Below are 18336 nucleotides of genomic sequence, written 5' to 3'. Positions count from 1 at the left end.
GGTCTTCGTAATAAAATGAGCTAAATTTGATAGTGAATATATTCTGCAAAGATTAAATTGTATCTTGTTAACTCACACTACAAGGAATCATTTATGCCAAATACATCTATTCACTTATCTCGCTGTAATATTTTACAAAATAATAAATTGCAAACAGCAGAAATTTACAAAGAATCACAACAAACCGCGAAACTTGAGATTTTTTGCAATGAGTTTCTAAAAATATCTCAAAGTAGATTCGGGTTATCAACCTCAGCAGACAACATAGCTAATTCATTGGCTTTTTTCACGAAAGCCTCAGATGAAATTGATAGTGTCAAGACCAAAAAAATTGACGTTCACAGTTATGGTTTCGTACCAATAAGACATTTTGTCGAGCATGTCATAACGTATAAAAATGAATTTGCAGAAGATTATGAACCCTATATCCTTACCTTTACCAGAGGTGAAAACAACGAAGGTGTTTTGAGTATCGAAAGCAAAGAAGGGTTTCTTTCACAAAGAACAATAAATTTAAATGAATATGAAACTGCAATTAACATCATCAATGAGCATGTTGCAAAAGAAAATACCCACAACACGGACCAGACACTGACAGAAAAGGACATTTCAAAAACAAATGACTCTGATAAACATTATAAAATCAGCAGTGAGGAAAGTATTAAAAGTCAACTTTACAGCGATCAAAAAAAATATACAGACCTGCTACAACATTCTGAGAAAAATACAGAATGGTACAAATACACATCCTCCGAGGAACGCTATGATGTATTTAAGAATTCTTCTAAAAAAATTGAAAACACCTACAAGCAAATTGTGCAAGCGCAGAAAAAATTGAAGCAAATGAAATACATCAATAAATTAAGTGGTGAGCTTATCGATATCGCCGACAAAAAGTTAGCACCATTAATAAATGATAGTTTCAGCTATACACGAGATTTCTTTGCTTACTCAAAACAGGAAAAAAATATCTTCACATTTGATAATTCTAAGTTTGTAGATCCAAAGGAAAAAGAAGGTTTAATGGTACAACACAGCAATGGACAACTGGTTATTACTGGTAAATATTGCCCTGAAGGTGTGCAAACAGCATTCACCCAAGAACAATATGATAAATTAATAAGATACATTAATATTTTCTTTACCTTTCCGAAATTCGAATAATACTTTACAGTATAAACTGCATTACAATTTATTATTGAGACCTATTCATACTGTTTAAAGAATAACAATGCCCAGTGTTAGCTTTTTTAACGAATGAGTTTTACGAAAATTATGTTGGCATCTTTTTACAGGATGCACCCGTTAATGAAAAGAATAACCGGTAGTAGCATTATTTCGCTTTAGCAGAGGATGGCGCATAAACGCCATCCTGCAGTAGCATTACTCTTTATTAAGGAATTTTACTGCCTTATCAGGGAAATCAGTAAACAGCCCATTTACACCCGCTTTGTTATACAGAGCATCATACAACTGATTCACATCGGTGGCATATTCCGGCAGCTTGTCGGCACGCACGGTATAAGGATGCACCACCAGCTTATTCTGCTGTGCATCTTTTACCATTCCGGTAAGCTTGATATTACCCGGCTGCGATGTCTCCTCAATCACCATATGGTAATCCGGACCAATGCCATCAGCATATTCCGCTACCTGTTTCATAGCGCCCGGCTTGAACATCCAGTCATAGCTGTAATTAACCCAGCTTCCGTCCGGCTGTTTCTGCTGCGTTTCATTCCAGTCGGTATAGGCAATCAACTGTACCAGATTGAGGTCCATGCCCATTTTCGGTTCCAGCTCATTTTTAATGCGTTTCAGCTCATCAGCATCAAAACATTGCAAATAAACTTTGTCGTCCTTACCGCTATAACCATATTTCTTCAGCACTTCCAGCGTTTTTGCCGCAATATCCTTCCCTTCCTGATGGTGGAACCACGGCGCTTTAATTTCTGGATAGATACCGATATTTTTCCCGGTAGAGTGATTTAACCCCTGAACAAATTCAATCTCTTCTTCGAAAGTGTGCACCCGGAAGTCAGATTTCCCCATCGGGAAACGCCCCGGATAAGTCTGTACTTTTTTACCGTTTTCAATATCGAAACCTTCGGTAAATTTCAGCGACTTAATTTCATCCAGCGTAAAATCTATCGCGTAGTAACGGCCATCTTTACGCGCCCGATCCGGGAAACGATCGGCGACATCGGTTACCCGGTCAAGATAGTGGTCATGCAGAACGACCAGATGATCATCCTTCGTCATCACCAAATCCTGTTCCAGATAATCCGCTCCCTGCGCATAAGCCATCGCTTTTGCTGGCAGCGTATGCTCCGGTAAATATCCACTGGCACCGCGATGGGCGATGACTATTTTTTCGTTGCTATCCGCCGCCATTGCACTGCTTCCCATGATCATTCCACTCATCATGATCGCCATGCTAAGGTTTTTCAGCGTCAATTTCATGCCATTAGCCTCCATTGCGTTTTTGCAGTAATTCCTGATGGCGACGTTTTTCGCCAATCATCACAACTATCAACAGGATAACCGCCAGGATGCTGCCGCCAATCATTACCATAAAACCGCCATCCCAGCCGAAGAAGTCCACGGTGTAACCAACAATCGCGCTCGCCGCCACCGAACCGCCCAGGTAACCAAACAGACCAGTAAAGCCCGCTGCCGTACCTGCCGCTTTTTTCGGTGCCAGTTCCAGCGCATGCAGACCGATCAACATCACAGGACCGTAGATCAGGAAGCCGATAACAATCATACAAATCATATCTACGGTTGGGTTGCCTGCCGGGTTCATCCAGTAAACGATAGTTGCGATGGTCACCAGTGTCATAAAGAAGACGCCGGTTGCCCCACGGTTACCACGGAAGACTTTGTCCGACATCCAGCCACACAACAGGGTGCCCGGAATGCCCGCATACTCATAGAAGAAGTAGGCCCAGGAGGATTTATCCAGCGCGAAATGCTTAACTTCTTTCAGGTAGGTCGGTGACCAGTCGAGGATGCCGTAACGCAGCAGATAAACGAACACGTTGGCGATGGCGATGTACCACAGCAGTTTGTTCGGCAGCACGTACTGCATGAAAATTTGCTTCGCGGTCAGCTCCTGTTCCGCTTTTTCGTTATAGTCGTCCGGATAATCGTTTTTGTACTCTTCGATCGGCGGCAAGCCACAGGATTGTGGGGTATCGCGCATCATCGCAAAGGCGAATAGTGCCACCAGAATGGCGCAGAAAGCGGGCATATAGAGGGCCGCGTGCCAGTCATTGAACCAGGCCATCCCCAGCAGGAACAGCAGCGGCGGAATACCACCACCGACATTGTGTGCGCAGTTCCACACCGACACAATGCCGCCACGTTCTTTCTGCGACCACCAGTGCACCATAGTACGACCACACGGCGGCCACCCCATACCCTGGAACCAACCGCAGAGGAACAACAGTACAAACATCACCGCAATGCTCGATGTCGCCCATGGCACAAAGCCCATAAACAGCATCACTGCCGCCGCAAGAATCAGACCTGCCGGCAGGAAAACGCGCGGATTCGAGCGGTCCGACACCGAGCCCATGATAAATTTCGAAAATCCGTAGGCAATTGAGATCCCTGAAAGGGCAAAACCTAAATCACCGCGTGAGAATCCCTGCTCCACCAGGTAAGGCATAGCGAGCGCAAAGTTCTTACGAACCAAATAGTAAGCAGCATAGCCAAAGAATATCCCCAGGAAAATTTGCCAGCGCAATCGACGATAAGTCGGATCGATCTCCGCGGCAGGTAAGCGCGCTTTGTGTGGCGCCGGTTTAAAAATACTCAACATTGAAAGCCTCCGTGGCCCGTGGTCTTATTTATGATTAACAGCCTGATTCAGTGGGAGAACCTGCCGTTTCTTGAGTTGCCGCGATGTTAAGAAAACATTCAGAAATTAAATGTGAATTGCCGCACACATTATTAAATAAGATTTACAGAATGTTCAAAATGACGCATGAAATCACGTTTCACTTTCGAATTATGAGCGAATATGCGCGAAATCAAACAATTCGTGTTTTTACTATGGCTAAATGGTAAAAAAACGAACTTCAGAGGGATAACAATGAAAACTCGCGACTCGCAATCAAGTGACGTGATTATCATTGGCGGCGGCGCAACGGGAGCCGGGATTGCCCGCGACTGTGCCCTGCGCGGGCTGCGCGTGATTTTGGTTGAGCGCCACGACATCGCAACAGGCGCGACCGGGCGCAACCACGGTCTGCTGCACAGCGGCGCACGCTATGCGGTAACCGATGCGGAATCGGCCCGCGAATGTATTAGTGAAAACCAGATTTTAAAACGCATTGCACGTCACTGCGTTGAACCGACCAACGGCCTGTTTATCACCCTGCCGGAAGATGACCTCTCCTTCCAGGCCACTTTTATCCGCGCCTGCGAAGAAGCAGGGATCAGCGCAGAAGCTATAGACCCGCAGCAAGCGCGCATTATCGAACCTGCCGTTAACCCGGCACTGATTGGCGCGGTGAAAGTTCCGGATGGCACTGTTGACCCATTTCGCCTGACCGCAGCGAACATGCTCGATGCGAAAGAACACGGTGCCATTATCCTCACCGCGCACGAAGTGACAGGTCTGATTCGTGAAGGCGCGACGGTGTGTGGCGTTCGTGTACGTAACCATCTCACTGGCGAAATTCAGGCACTTCATGCGCCTGTAGTGGTGAACGCCGCCGGGATCTGGGGGCAACATATTGCCGAATATGCCGATCTGCGCATTCGTATGTTCCCGGCGAAAGGATCGCTGCTGATCATGGATCACCGCATTAATCAGCATGTGATCAACCGTTGCCGTAAACCTTCCGACGCCGATATCCTGGTGCCAGGCGATACCATTTCGCTGATTGGCACCACATCTTTACGTATTGATTACAACGAGATTGACGATAATCGAGTGACGGCAGAAGAAGTGGATATTCTGCTGCGTGAAGGGGAAAAACTGGCCCCCGTGATGGCGAAAACGCGTATTTTACGGGCCTACTCTGGCGTGCGTCCGCTGGTTGCCAGCGATGATGACCCGAGCGGGCGTAACGTCAGTCGCGGTATCGTGCTGCTCGATCATGCTGAACGCGATGGTCTGGACGGATTTATCACCATCACCGGTGGCAAACTGATGACCTATCGGCTGATGGCGGAATGGGCTACCGACGCGGTATGTCGCAAGCTGGGCAATACGCGCCCCTGTACGACCGCCGATCTGGCACTTCCAGGTTCACAGGAACCCGCTGAAATTACCTTGCGTAAAGTCATCTCCCTGCCTGCCCCGCTGCGCGGTTCTGCGGTTTATCGTCATGGCGATCGCACGCCTGCCTGGCTTAGCGAAGGCCGTCTGCACCGCAGCCTGGTATGTGAGTGCGAAGCGGTAACTGCGGGTGAAGTGCAGTACGCAGTAGAAAATTTAAACGTTAACAGCCTGTTGGATTTACGTCGTCGCACCCGTGTGGGGATGGGAACCTGCCAGGGCGAGCTCTGCGCCTGCCGCGCTGCCGGACTGCTACAGCGTTTTAACGTCACGACGTCCGCGCAATCTATCGAGCAACTTTCCACCTTCCTTAACGAACGCTGGAAAGGTGTGCACCCCATCGCCTGGGGAGACGCATTGCGCGAAAGCGAGTTTACCCGTTGGGTTTATCAGGGACTTTGTGGTCTGGAGAAGGAGCAGAAAGATGCGCTTTGATACTGTCATTATGGGCGGCGGGCTCGCCGGATTACTCTGCGGCCTGCAACTGCAAAAACACGGACTGCGCTGTGCCATTGTTACGCGTGGTCAAAGCGCGCTGCATTTTTCATCCGGATCGCTGGATTTGCTGAGCAATCTGCCTGACGGTCAGCCGGTGACAGACATTCACAGTGGACTGGAATCTTTGTGTCATCAGGCACCTGCCCATCCATACTCTCTTCTCGGGCCACAACGCGTGCTCGATCTCGCTTGTCAGGCACAGACATTAATCGCTGAAAGCGGTGCGCAATTACAGGGCAGCGTAGAGCTGGCTCACCAGCGAGTTACGCCGCTCGGTACTCTGCGCTCTACCTGGCTAAGTTCGCCAGAAGTCCCCGTCTGGCCGCTGCCCGCGAAGAAAATTTGTGTAGTGGGAATTAGCGGCCTGATGGATTTTCAGGCGCATCTTGCGGCGGCTTCATTGCGCGAACTGGATCTTAATGTTGAAACCGCAGAAATAGAGCTGCCAGAACTGGATATCCTGCGCAATAACGCCACCGAGTTCCGCGCAGTGAATATCGCCCGTTTCCTTGATAACGAAGAAAACTGGCCGCTGTTAATTGATGCGCTTATTCCTGTCGCCAATACCAGCGAAATGATCCTGATGCCCGCCTGCTTCGGCCTGGCTGATGACAAACTCTGGCGTTGGTTGAATGAAAAACTACCTTGTTCATTGATGCTTTTGCCAACGCTGCCGCCTTCCGTGCTGGGCATTCGTCTGCAAAACCAGTTACAGCGCCAATTTGTGCGCCAGGGTGGCGTGTGGATGCCAGGCGATGAAGTGAAAAAAGTGACCTGTAAAAATGGCGTGGTGAATGAAATCTGGACCCGCAATCACGCCGATATCCCGCTGCGTCCACGCTTTGCCGTGCTCGCCAGCGGCAGTTTCTTTAGTGGTGGACTGGTAGCGGAACGTGAAGGCATTCGTGAACCAATTATTGGTCTTGATGTGCTACAAACCTCTACGCGGGGTGAATGGTATAAGGGAGATTTTTTTGCGCCGCAGCCGTGGCAGCAGTTCGGTGTCACCACTGATGAGGCGCTGCGCCCGTCGCAGGCGGGGAAAACCATTGAGAACCTGTTTGCCATCGGTTCGGTGCTGGGCGGATTTGATCCCATTGCCCAGGGATGCGGCGGCGGTGTTTGTGCCGTCAGTGCTTTACATGCCGCTCAACAAATTGCCCAACGCGCAGGAGGCCAACAATGAACGACACCAGCTTCGAAAACTGCATTAAGTGCACCGTCTGCACCACCGCCTGCCCGGTGAGCCGGGTGAATCCCAGCTATCCGGGGCCAAAACAAGCCGGGCCGGATGGCGAGCGTCTGCGTTTAAAAGATGGTGCACTGTATGACGAGGCACTGAAATATTGTATTAACTGCAAACGTTGCGAAGTCGCCTGCCCGTCCGATGTGAAGATTGGCGATATCATCCAGCGCGCGCGGGCGAAATATGACACCACGCGCCCGTCGCTGCGCAATTTTGTGTTGAGTCATACCGACCTGATGGGTAGCGTTTCCACGCCGTTTGCTCCAATCGTCAACACCGCTACCTCGCTGAAACCAGTGCGGCAGTTGCTTGATGCGGCGTTAAAAATCGATCATCGCCGCACGCTACCGAAATACTCCTTCGGCACTTTCCGTCGCTGGTATCGCAGCGTGGCGGCTCAGCAAGCGCAATATAAAGACCAGGTGGCTTTCTTTCACGGCTGCTTCGTTAACTACAACCATCCGCAGTTAGGTAAAGATTTAATTAAAGTGCTCAACGCGATGGACACCGGCGTACAACTGCTGAGCAAAGAAAAATGCTGCGGCGTGCCGCTCATCGCCAACGGTTTTACCGATAAAGCACGTAAACAAGCAATCACGAATGTAGAGTCGATCCGCGAAGCGGTAGGGGTAAAAGGCATTCCGGTGATTGCCACCTCCTCAACCTGTACATTTGCCCTGCGTGACGAATACCCGGAAGTGCTGAATGTCGACAACAGAGGCTTGCGCGATCATATCGAACTGGCGACCCGCTGGCTGTGGCGCAAGCTGGACGAAGGCAAAACGTTACCGCTGAAATCGCTGCCGCTGAAAGTGGTTTATCACACACCATGCCATATGGAAAAAATGGGCTGGACGCTCTACACCCTGGAGCTGTTGCGTAAAATCCCGGGGCTTGAGTTAACGGTGCTGGATTCCCAGTGCTGCGGTATTGCCGGAACTTACGGTTTCAAAAAAGAGAACTACCCCACCTCACAAGCCATCGGCGCACCACTGTTCCGTCAGATAGAAGAAAGCGGCGCAGATCTGGTGGTCACCGACTGCGAAACCTGCAAATGGCAGATTGAAATGTCTACAAGCCTTCGCTGCGAGCACCCGATTACGCTGCTGGCCCAGGCGCTGTCTTAACCTTCCTTATGATGCCCGGTAAGCGCATTGCTTATCGGGCATTTTTGCGTACGTGATTCCGCATCCAGTGTATGCGTTGCATCGCTTTGAAAATTCTTCTGAAAACGTCTCGCAAAGGCAGAAACTGGCAGATGTCATTGTTCTGAGATCCCCGTAATGTCGCGTCATCATAAATATCAGGTGACGGACAACCATGACCGAATCAACAACCTCCTCCCCGCATGATGCGGTGTTTAAAACCTTTATGTTCTCGCCCGAAACCGCGCGGGATTTTCTCGAAATACATCTACCGGAGCCACTGCGTAAACTTTGCAACCTGCAAACCTTACGCCTGGAACCCACCAGCTTTATTGAAAAAAGTTTACGCGCTTACTACTCGGATGTTTTGTGGTCGGTGGAAACCAGCGATGGTGACGGCTATATCTACTGCGTGATTGAACATCAAAGTTCCGCAGAAAAGAATATGGCTTTTCGGCTAATGCGCTATGCCACCGCCGCCATGCAGCGTCACCTGGACAAAGGCTATGACAGAGTCCCTCTGGTGGTGCCGTTGCTGTTTTATCACGGCGAAACCTCGCCCTACCCATACTCACTTAACTGGCTGGATGAGTTTGATGATCCGCAACTTGCCCGGCAGTTGTACACCGAAGCTTTTCCGTTGGTGGATATCACCATCGTGCCTGACGATGAGATCATGCAACATCGGCGTATAGCTCTGCTGGAACTGATTCAAAAGCATATTCGCGACCGCGATTTAATCGGTATGGTCGACAGGATCACCACGCTTTTGGTTAGAGGCTTCACTAATGACAGCCAGCTACAAACGCTGTTTAATTATCTGCTGCAATGCGGCGATACCTCCCGTTTCACCCGTTTTATTGAGGAGATTGCCGAACGTTCACCACTACAAAAGGAGAGATTGATGACTATTGCTGAACGGCTACGGCAGGAAGGGCATCAAATTGGCTGGCAGGAGGGTAAATTAGAAGGCATGCATGAACAAGCCATTAAAATTGCCTTGCGCATGCTGGAACAGGGCATTGATCGTGACCTGGTGCTCGCGGCCACCCAGCTAAGCGAAGCCGATCTGGCAGCGAATAACCACTAATTAACACAGGCCCACAGCCGATCCCCGTGGGCCTTTGATATCAATAACTACCTTTTATGCGTGGCTCATTTTTGCCTGATTTAAACATCGCCAGTCGTTGATCCAGGGCATCGCTGTAGAGCATCGTGTCAACGCCAACTGCGACAAAGTTCGCTCCCCATGCCAGGCATTGCTGCGCCATATCAGGAGCCACAGCCAGAAAACCAGCCGCTTTACCCGCAGCACGGATCCGCCGAATACTGGTTTCAATAATTCGCTGCACTTCCGGGTGCCCGGCGTTATCCGGGTAGCCCAACGAGGCAGAAAGATCCGCAGGTCCAATAAACACGCCGTCAATCCCTTCGACGTCGAGGATTTCGTCCAGGTTATCCAGTGCTGTTTTACTTTCCACCTGCACCAACAGACAAAGCGAATCGTTGACTTGCGCCATGTAATTCTCAATGCGTCCCCAGCGCGCAGCCCGTGCCACACTGGCCCCGACACCACGCTCACCGTAGGGAGGATAGCGCGTGGCAGACACCACCTGACGTGCCTGATCGGCAGTATCGACCATCGGGATCAGTAGAGTTTGCGCGCCAATATCCAGGACTTGTTTAATCAGCGACTTACTGGCTTCCACCGGACGGATCACGGGTTGGCTGGCATAGGGCGCTACCGCCTGTAGCTGGTGATAAAGATCCTGAATGGTGTTTGGCGCGTGCTCCCCGTCAATCAGCAACCAGTCATAACCGGAGGTGGCGGCAATTTCTGCCATATAAGAAGTAGTCGAGCTTAACCACAGACCAATTTGCACTTCGCCCTTGCGTAAACGTTCTTTAAAGGGATTGGTTAATAATGCGTTCATGGTGTTCCTTAACCTATTAATGATGTGCCACGTCGGTCTGCGCAACAGTGCGATTTACACGCAGAGTGAAAATAATCAGCGAACCGATGACCGCCACCGCTGCCAGCGTCAGTAATCCAGCCGCATCGCTGGCAAACAACGTTTCTGCTTTCACGCGCAGGATCGGGGCAATAAACCCGCCCACTGCACCAAACAGGTTTACAAAACCAATCCCCGCCGCCAGCGCCGTACCGGAAAGCAGTTGTGTCGGCATCGTCCAGAACACCGGCTGCACGGCAATAAACCCGATGGCTGCAACACACAGCGCTACGATCGCCAGTACTGGAGAAAGCAGCCCGGAGAGACCAATACCAATGCCCGCCGCCAGTAATGTCAGCGCCGCGACATTACGCCGTTCGCCGGTTTTATCGGAATAGCGCGGAATAAGCCAGGTCCCAAACAAGGCCGCGCCCCACGGAATGGCGGTGACCACCGACGCCGTAAAGCCCACTTTTGTCCCCAACAATGCAGCAACCTGCGTCGGCAGGAAGAAAATTAATCCGTAAACCGCCACCTGAATGGTCAGGTAGATAATCGCCAGTTGCCAGACTCGCCCATTACGCAGCGCATCGCTCAGTCGAGAAGTCACTTTCTGTTGTTCTTCACTTGCCAGTTGGTTGATAAGCAACGTTTTTTCTTCTTTACTCAGAAAACGAGCCTGCTCCGGCGTGTCATCAAGCCAAAAGAATGTGAATACACCAGCGCCGACTGCCAGCAATCCTTCAATCACAAACATCCAGAACCAGCCGGGATGCCCCATAAATCCATGCATCTCCAGCAGCGCGCCGGAAAGCGGTGATCCCAGTGTTAACGCCAACGGTGCGCCCATATAGAACAGCCCCATAATGCTGGCGCGATTACGCTGCGGAAACCATTGCGAGGTGAGATAAATCATACCAGGGAAGAACCCGGCCTCCGCAGCACCAAGCAGAGTGCGAACGATCAGAAATTTCGCTTCAGTATCGGCCCATGCCATGGCTGCCGAAAGAAATCCCCACAGCAGTGTTGTCGTACCAATCCAGGTTCTTGCCCCCAGTTTGCGCATCAAAAGATTCGCCGGAACACCCAGAAACGCATATACCACAAAAAAAATGCCTGCTCCCAGCGCATAAGCTTCATTACTCAGCCCGGTATCAATCTGGTAGGTCTGTTTGGCAAAACCGATATTCGAACGGTCGAGAAACGCCAGCACATACAGCGCCAACATAAACGGAATTAAACGCGCACGGTTTTTCTTCACCACGGCGTCAAGCAAAGCGGTGCTCATAAAAAGCTCCTTAGAATATGTGGGCGTTACCGTTGTCACAGCAACGCCCGGAATGATTAGTGGCTGTAGGGGCGTTTCAAATTGCAGTCACGATTGAGCTCGACGCCGAAACCGGGTTTATCAAGCACTGATTTATGAATACGACCATTCACCGGCACTGGCTCATTAAGCAGAATCGGATCAAATTGCGGACGCATCGTTGAACAATCCGGGCTGGTCATCAGGAATTCGCTGAATGGCGTATTGGTGAAGGTGATCACCGCATGGTGAGAGTAAACAGACGAACCGTGCGGCACCACCAGTTGCCCTCTGGATTTGGCGATTGCGGCAATTTCCACCAGCGTGGTTAAGCCACCGCACCAGCCAACATCCGGCTGCATAATGTCGATACCGGTTTCTGAAAGCGTACGGAAAGATTGCAGTGTGCCGTGATGCTCACCGCTGGTGACCATCATTCCGACTGGCGCGTTGCGTTTCAGTTCGCGATAACCTTCATACTGCTGTGGCGGCAGGCACTCTTCGATCCATTTCAGGTTATAGGGCGCGCAAGCGTGGGCCAGTTTGGTGGCATAGTTCACGTCCTGACTCATCCAGCAGTCGAGCATTAACCAGAAATCCTCACCGCATTTTTCACGCATATCCGCGACCATAGCGGCATCTTTGCGGATCCCCGCATCGCCATCATGTGGCCCCCAGTGCGTCGGCATTTTGCCACCGATAAAGCCCATCTCTTTTGCCAGATCCGGACGCGCACCTGTGGCGTAGAACTGAATCTCATCACGAACTGCGCCGCCTAAAAGTTTATAAACCGGAAGCCCGACCACTTTGCCGAACAGATCCCACAGAGCCAGATCGACACAGGAAATCGTATTCATCACCAGGCCACCAGAGCCGGAGTAATACAGGGTGGCATTGAGCATTTGATCGTGGATCAGTTTGATATCACTGACACATTTACCCTCAATGAAACGGTTAAGGTGTTTTTCGACAATAAAACAGCCCATTTCACCGGCTGTCGAAACGGCGAATCCGGTCTGGCCGTTTTCTGCTTCGACTTCAACAATCAACGTGCCAAGAACGTTAATGCCAAATGACTGGCGTGACTGCTCGTAATCGCGGTATTTACTCATCGGGGTGGCAATATGATCGTCAATCCAGTGATTCGCCCCCTGGTCGTGATAATCACCGCCGCCAGCGCCTTTTTCTGCTGTCGCACCGCCAGTAAACCAGGCGCGAACCTGTTTGATTTTTGGTAGGGTCATGCTGTTCTCCATTGTTATGAGGCCTGTAAGTCAAAGGGACTTTTCCATCCCAACAGACGTGAAATATCCCTGGCGCAGGCAATGGCCTTGCCCGCCAGATAATCACGGTATTCTTCATTGATTTGTAAGCGGGTACCGACCACCGAGATCGCAGCGGTAAGCTCGTTATTGGCGTTAAACACCGGCGCAGCGACACAACGGACATCGGCGTAATCTTCGCCGTTGTCATAGCTCCAGCCCTGACGGCGAATACGCGCCAGTTCTTCGTGAAGTTGCTGTGGATGAGTAATCGTTGTGGGTGTCACCTGCTCCCAGACCAGCCCTTCGATAATACTTTGCTGTACAGATGCAGGTTGCCAGGCTAGCAGGCATTTACCTATTCCGGAGCGATAAAGCGAAAGGCTTTTTCCTTCATGGGAACGCACGCTGATACTGGCTGATGACTCCACTTTCAAAATGTAATAAGCGCTGCCCTTATCAATAATCCCCAGGTGACATAACAGCCCGGTGGTATCCATCAGTTGCGTCAAACGCGGTCGAGCCAGTTCCCGGAGATCCATCTTGCTTAACGCATGACCGGAAAGCTCCACCAGCTTGGTCCACAAACAAAAATTTTCCTGGTGATCAAGGCTAAGAAAACGCTGACGCCTGAGTTCATTAAGCAGCAAATAGGCCGTGCTTTTAGGGATCCCCAATGTGTCAATGATCGTCGCAGCACTACAGGGGCCAATGCGGGCAATCAAATTAAGAATATCAATAGCCCGTGTCAGGGCGGGAACTTTGCTTGATTCCAACATGCTGGACTCCAGTCTTAGATACTGGAATCAGTCTCGTTGCTCAGGGGGAGTAAAATTGTGAAGCGCATCAAATCCCGCACCTCGTCCAGCGGACTGGAGAAATTACGCACAAATTTGTGAATCAGCGCACGGATTTTTTCTTATTGAGTACAATAGGTTGGACAAATTTTGCCGGAGGGGGAATGTGCCGGTGCAGTAAACCGGCACGGAGTGGCGGAATCAGACAGATAAAGTCATGGACTCAACAACCTCAATCCAGCCATGCTCACTGGCGATGTCCTGACCGTTTAACCAACGGCGCAGCATATTCAGTGCCATCATTGCGCACACTTCCTGACGGATAGCCAGGCTGTAGCGCGTAGTGCTGAAACGCACACGCAGAGCGAAAGTGCCGTCTGGCGAGGCTAGCGCAAAGTTGAGATGTTCGTTCTCGAAACCAGAAACAGCCAGTGCCAGCCCGGCAAAATGGTTGGCACGCCGTTCTGTAATCCAGTGCGCAGTTTGCGCCAGGGTTTCTTCCTGTGAAGGAACTACTTCACACGCCAGCAATGGAGCACCTGCGCGAGAAAGTTGCAAAGCCAATAAACCACCGGTGAATTGCTCGCTCAACGTCAGGCTGAACTGGCGGCTCTGCAATTCGCGACTGATCTGCGCGGGCAGTCCTTCGGTGCCTTCGAAGATCACGCTCTGTCCGGCAACACGTTTAACGTCCAGCCACAGTTTTTCCATCGCCTGTTGCTCACTTGCCGGTCCGGTCAGCTTAAGTTCAATTATCGGCATCGAGGAGCGATAGCCCATCGTTACGCCCGGCGGCAATTGCAGGGAGTCCAGGCTTTGCGCCAGATCGCTTTCCGAACGACCGAAGGTAGTCAAACGCAGACAAATCGGCGGCTGCGGTAAAGAAAATCGTTCGCGCAGGCGCGGCAGGATTTCGTGCTCGACCATCACCTTAAATTCCGACGGTACGCCGGGGGTAAAGAACATCAGACAACGATTAAGCTGCACGGCAAAACCACAAGCGGTGCCTACCGGGTTATTGATAAATTCTGCACTGGCAGGTAGCTCCGCTTGTTTACGGTTGCTCGGTGCCATCACCCGTCCACGTTCGCGAAAATAACGTTCCATCTCTTTGAGCCAGGCCTCATGCAGCACCAGGCCTTCTCCTTTTGCAGTCGCAGCGGCGAGTGCGCTTAAATCATCACTGGTCGGCCCCAGCCCGCCGTTCACAATCAGCACATCGGCGTGCTGACTACGTTCACGAAGAATGGTCACTAAGTCATCGAGGTTATCCCCCACCGTATTACGGCGAGATAATGGCAACCCCTGATGAAAGAAAAAATCGGCCAGCCAGGCAGCGTTAGTGTCAACGATTTGCCCGTGTAACACTTCATCCCCGGTGGATAACATTTCCACTGTTAACATGGTTATCTCCTGCTTTTGTTATCGAATCACTATAACGCAAAGGGAGATAAGGCGTAGTAAGAAACTGAATGGCGCGACAGAATGCCGCGCCGGAAGGCATCAGAAACTGGCGTTAACCCCAACATATGGACCGTCAGCCACGGCGTTGTCGCGGTTACCATCTTTACCCGACAGATTCAGATAGCGATAACCCGCCTCAATACTGACTGGACGCATAATGGTGTAACGCGCACCAGCATTCGCTTCCTCATAACTTTGAATACCGCTGGAGAGCGAATCTGGAGAGTAGTAATACTCGCCAAACAAACGGAAGCTGTTGCCAATTTTCCACTGCAAACCACCACCAACAGCAGCGGCATAGCCTTCAACACCATCATTCGGATTGGTATAAATACCTTTACCGCCAACGGTCGCCATTAACGGACCAAGAGGCAGATTCAACCCCAGCCCCACACCCGCGACGTCACCGTCGTCGTCGTTATGTGTCCAGTTACCGCTTAACGCCAGGCCCGTCGATTCCGTACCAAAACCGACACCAATATTGGTGTATTCTTTACCCGCCTGACCGCTGATACTCATTGCATTGACCGATGCAGAAACCAACAGCATTCCGGCCAGACCTGCTAGCGCAATTTTTTTCATTTTCCCCTCACCCACAAGCAATAAATCAAAATTCCCAAAGCTGCGGGATTGTACTGTCTGGCACAGAGGATTCAATGAGCGAAAAAAGGGATCTAGTCACTTATTGTAACTAAATACTTCTCAAATAATTAAACGCTGAAAAAACAAACACACCGTATCGATACACACAAAAATAATAATCAGTGCGGTTATCATCGCAAAAGAGATTACTGTCACTTTCACATATTTCTGAGTTGCCGTATTCTCATGGTTTCTTTTTATTTATAAGGAATACTCCTGTGCGACAACGGACTATTGTATGCCCTTTGATTGAAAATGATGGTGCTTATTTGCTGTGTAAAATGGCCGACGATCGCGGCGTTTTCCCCGGTCAATGGGCGCTTTCGGGTGGTGGCGTGGAGCCTGGCGAAAGAATTGAAGAGGCACTACGCCGCGAAATTCGCGAAGAACTGGGAGAACAGCTGCTTTTGACAGAAATCACGCCGTGGACCTTCAGCGATGATATTCGCACCAAGACGTATGCAGATGGTCGCAAGGAAGAGATTTATATGATTTACCTGATTTTTGACTGCGTTTCTACCAACCGAGAAGTGAAAATAAACGAAGAGTTTCAGGACTACGCGTGGGTAAAACCTGAAGATCTGGTGCATTATGATTTGAATGTCGCCACCCGAAAAACGTTACGTTTGAAAGGTCTTCTGTAACAATGATGACAGCCATTACTGGCTGTCAGATTGAAAATTTAGTGGTTAACGAATTCCCCATCCAGATAAACTTTGCCTTTTTCCACATGCATGACTAAACCATCCAGATAATCAGGTTTAAATGTCGCATCACGCTTATCTTTAGCAATATATGTCAGGCAATGATTATGGGTAAAAATAACGATATTTTTATCAGGTGCTTTGCTTTGTAAGTCCTTAATTGCACTATAAATCTCATTACCGCATTGAAGAAGTCGTTTATCTACCGTCAGCTTTTTCCCCGCTGAAAACCAGGTCGCCGACTGAATGGTCCGGACGGTATTACTGGAATAAAGATCGAAATCAGGGATATCAGCACTAAAAGCGTTGCCCAGTTCACGGGCATCCTGGGTACCTTTGACCGTAATACCTGTTTTATCTGACAAGCATTGATTGGTTGAACGATCGCAACGTTCAGCATGGCGAAACAAAACGACAACCGGATGCTGCTGTGCCAGTCTGGCCAGCGTTTTATTGTCGATACGTGGCAAACCATTGCTACTCCAGGCGGCATGAGTACCCAGTCCGGCAATGGCAGCGAGCGCCAGTAAAATGATGAAATATTTTTTTGACTTCAACGAAGAGCGGCAAAAAGCTAACACGTAAACTCCACCTATAGACAAGCGCAACCAGACAATTACCGTGAAATTGAGCGACATTTCTGGCGATAATTAGCAGTTGGTGTAATATTAAAAATCCTACGATGCCGGCAAAATGCCTCAAAATTTTGCCAAATGCAAAGCCTAAATAAGAAAAAATATAAAAATTTCAATATTTACGTCTAATATTAATTTCTTAAGGTTAAGTTAATATTCTATCCTTAGAATTTCGCTCCAAATGGCAAAATATACACAACACTCTTTATAGCAAATATAAGTGGACAGGTATTCAATGGCGGAAGGAAAAGCAATGTCAGAATTTTTGCCTTTTTCGCGACCAGCAATGGGCGTGGAGGAACTCGCAGCAGTTAAAGAGGTTCTCGAATCCGGTTGGATCACTACAGGTCCGAAGAATCAAGCGCTTGAACAAGCCTTTTGCCAATTGACGGGAAATCAGCATGCCATCGCGGTCAGTTCAGCCACCGCAGGAATGCATATCACGCTGATGGCGTTGGGAATTGGCAAGGGCGATGAAGTGATTACGCCTTCCCTGACCTGGGTTTCAACGCTCAATATGATCTCCTTGTTGGGTGCAACGCCGGTAATGGTGGATGTTAACCGCGATACGCTGATGGTCACGCCAGAATTGATAGAAGCAGCCATTACGTCACGCACTAAAGCCATCATTCCGGTGCATTATGCCGGTGCGCCAGCAGATATTGACGCTATTCGCGCCATTGGCGAACGTTACGGCATCGCGGTTATCGAAGATGCGGCCCATGCCGTCGGTACATATTACAAAGGCCGACATATTGGCGCGAAAGGTACCGCTATTTTTTCGTTTCACGCCATCAAAAATATTACCTGTGCGGAAGGTGGGTTGATTGTTACCGATGATGAAAACCTCGCCTGCCAGCTACGGATGCTGAAATTTCACGGTCTGGGTGTCGATGCATATGACAGACAAACCTGGGGCCGTGCACCGCAAGCTGAAGTCTTAACGCCGGGCTATAAGTATAATCTGACCGATATTAACGCCGCGATTGCCCTGACCCAGTTAGCCAAATTAGAGCACCTCAACACCCGTCGGCGCGAAATTGCTCTGCAATATCAGCAAGCTCTGGCAGCTCTCCCCTTTGAGCCATTAAGCCTTCCCGCCTGGCCGCACGTTCACGCCTGGCATCTGTTTATTATTCGTGTCGATGAACAACGTTGTGGTATCAGTCGCGATGCGTTGATGGAAGCGTTAAAAGAAAGAGGCATTGGTACCGGGTTACATTTCCGCGCCGCTCACACGCAAAAATATTATCGCGAGCGTTTTCCCGAGCTGTCGTTACCGAATACCGAATGGAATAGCGAACGCATCTGTTCGTTGCCGCTGTTCCCGGATATGACCACCGCCGATGCCGACCGCGTCATCACAGCCCTTCAGCAACTCGCAGGACAATAAGC

At 49.9% G+C, this 18336-nt stretch carries 15 protein-coding genes and 1 pseudogene; 7 read left to right on the top strand and 9 right to left on the bottom strand.

What is annotated here, in order from left to right; all coding sequences use genetic code 11:
• Positions 1 to 93 precede the first annotated feature (93 nt).
• A pseudogene (locus FQZ95_RS18620) lies at positions 94 to 1164 on the top strand (hypothetical protein).
• A gap of 219 nt (positions 1165 to 1383) precedes the next feature.
• Here the strand turns inward: FQZ95_RS18620 and glpQ are convergent.
• Positions 1384 to 2460, bottom strand: coding sequence for a glycerophosphodiester phosphodiesterase (gene glpQ, locus FQZ95_RS18615; protein WP_088541415.1), 1077 nt, complete (start codon positions 2458 to 2460; stop codon positions 1384 to 1386).
• 4 nt (positions 2461 to 2464) lie between these two features.
• Complete coding sequence (glpT, locus tag FQZ95_RS18610) at positions 2465 to 3823, bottom strand: glycerol-3-phosphate transporter (RefSeq protein WP_000948724.1); 1359 nt, start codon at positions 3821 to 3823, stop codon at positions 2465 to 2467.
• A 273-nt stretch (positions 3824 to 4096) separates the two neighbouring features.
• Here glpT and glpA point away from each other — a divergent pair, with 273 nt between their 5' ends.
• From glpA to FQZ95_RS18590, 4 genes are all read left to right on the top strand, one after another.
• Positions 4097 to 5725 (top strand): anaerobic glycerol-3-phosphate dehydrogenase subunit A, encoded by a 1629-nt coding sequence (gene glpA, locus FQZ95_RS18605; protein WP_088541278.1) that lies wholly within the window; start codon positions 4097 to 4099, stop codon positions 5723 to 5725.
• A complete protein-coding gene (glpB, locus tag FQZ95_RS18600) occupies positions 5715 to 6974 on the top strand; it encodes a glycerol-3-phosphate dehydrogenase subunit GlpB (protein WP_088541277.1) in 1260 nt (419 codons plus the stop codon). The genes glpA and glpB overlap by 11 nt, the downstream gene beginning before the upstream one ends.
• Complete coding sequence (gene glpC / locus FQZ95_RS18595; protein WP_001000390.1) at positions 6971 to 8161, top strand: anaerobic glycerol-3-phosphate dehydrogenase subunit GlpC; 1191 nt, start codon at positions 6971 to 6973, stop codon at positions 8159 to 8161. Before glpB ends, glpC begins: the two co-directional genes overlap by 4 nt.
• A 193-nt stretch (positions 8162 to 8354) precedes the next feature.
• Entirely contained in the window at positions 8355 to 9269 is a 915-nt protein-coding gene (locus FQZ95_RS18590; RefSeq protein ID WP_088541276.1) for an ISNCY family transposase, read from the top strand.
• A 40-nt stretch (positions 9270 to 9309) separates the two neighbouring features.
• On the opposite strand, the gene yfaU is transcribed toward FQZ95_RS18590, so the two are convergent.
• The 6 genes from yfaU to FQZ95_RS18560 all read right to left on the bottom strand — a co-directional run bounded on the left by yfaU (position 9310) and on the right by FQZ95_RS18560 (position 15542).
• Positions 9310 to 10113, bottom strand: a complete 804-nt coding sequence (yfaU, locus tag FQZ95_RS18585; RefSeq protein ID WP_000992985.1) for a 2-keto-3-deoxy-L-rhamnonate aldolase — start codon at positions 10111 to 10113, stop codon at positions 9310 to 9312.
• A gap of 16 nt (positions 10114 to 10129) precedes the next feature.
• Positions 10130 to 11419, bottom strand: a complete 1290-nt coding sequence (locus tag FQZ95_RS18580; protein ID WP_088541275.1) for an MFS transporter — start codon at positions 11417 to 11419, stop codon at positions 10130 to 10132.
• 56 nt (positions 11420 to 11475) lie between these two features.
• Positions 11476 to 12681 carry an L-rhamnonate dehydratase gene (rhmD, locus tag FQZ95_RS18575; RefSeq protein WP_001389850.1) on the bottom strand — a complete coding sequence of 402 codons (1206 nt, stop codon included), beginning with the start codon at positions 12679 to 12681 and terminating at the stop codon, positions 11476 to 11478.
• A gap of 14 nt (positions 12682 to 12695) precedes the next feature.
• Positions 12696 to 13478 (bottom strand): IclR family transcriptional regulator, encoded by a 783-nt coding sequence (locus FQZ95_RS18570; RefSeq protein WP_160530506.1) that lies wholly within the window; start codon positions 13476 to 13478, stop codon positions 12696 to 12698.
• 219 nt (positions 13479 to 13697) lie between these two features.
• Entirely contained in the window at positions 13698 to 14900 is a 1203-nt protein-coding gene (locus tag FQZ95_RS18565) for a nicotinamide mononucleotide deamidase-related protein YfaY (RefSeq protein ID WP_000958554.1), read from the bottom strand.
• Between the two features lie 99 nt (positions 14901 to 14999).
• Positions 15000 to 15542 carry a YfaZ family outer membrane protein gene (locus FQZ95_RS18560; RefSeq protein WP_032184676.1) on the bottom strand — a complete coding sequence of 181 codons (543 nt, stop codon included), beginning with the start codon at positions 15540 to 15542 and terminating at the stop codon, positions 15000 to 15002.
• A 278-nt stretch (positions 15543 to 15820) separates the two neighbouring features.
• On the opposite strand from FQZ95_RS18560, the gene nudI reads away from it, so the two are divergent.
• Positions 15821 to 16246: a nucleoside triphosphatase NudI gene (gene nudI, locus FQZ95_RS18555; protein WP_032184677.1), complete on the top strand. Its 426-nt coding sequence runs from the start codon at positions 15821 to 15823 to the stop codon at positions 16244 to 16246.
• Between the two features lie 38 nt (positions 16247 to 16284).
• On the opposite strand, the gene ais is transcribed toward nudI, so the two are convergent.
• On the bottom strand, positions 16285 to 16887 hold the full coding sequence (gene ais / locus FQZ95_RS18550) for a lipopolysaccharide core heptose(II)-phosphate phosphatase Ais (RefSeq protein ID WP_001306469.1): 603 nt from the start codon (positions 16885 to 16887) through the stop codon (positions 16285 to 16287).
• Between the two features lie 307 nt (positions 16888 to 17194).
• Here ais and arnB point away from each other — a divergent pair, with 307 nt between their 5' ends.
• Positions 17195 to 18334 carry a UDP-4-amino-4-deoxy-L-arabinose aminotransferase gene (gene arnB, locus FQZ95_RS18545; protein WP_160530505.1) on the top strand — a complete coding sequence of 380 codons (1140 nt, stop codon included), beginning with the start codon at positions 17195 to 17197 and terminating at the stop codon, positions 18332 to 18334.
• Positions 18335 to 18336: the final 2 nt, after the last annotated feature.

The organism is Escherichia sp. HH41S (genome assembly GCF_009820115.1).
Lineage (GTDB): Bacteria > Pseudomonadota > Gammaproteobacteria > Enterobacterales > Enterobacteriaceae > Escherichia > Escherichia coli_F.
This window is presented reverse-complemented; position numbering and strand designations above follow the sequence as displayed.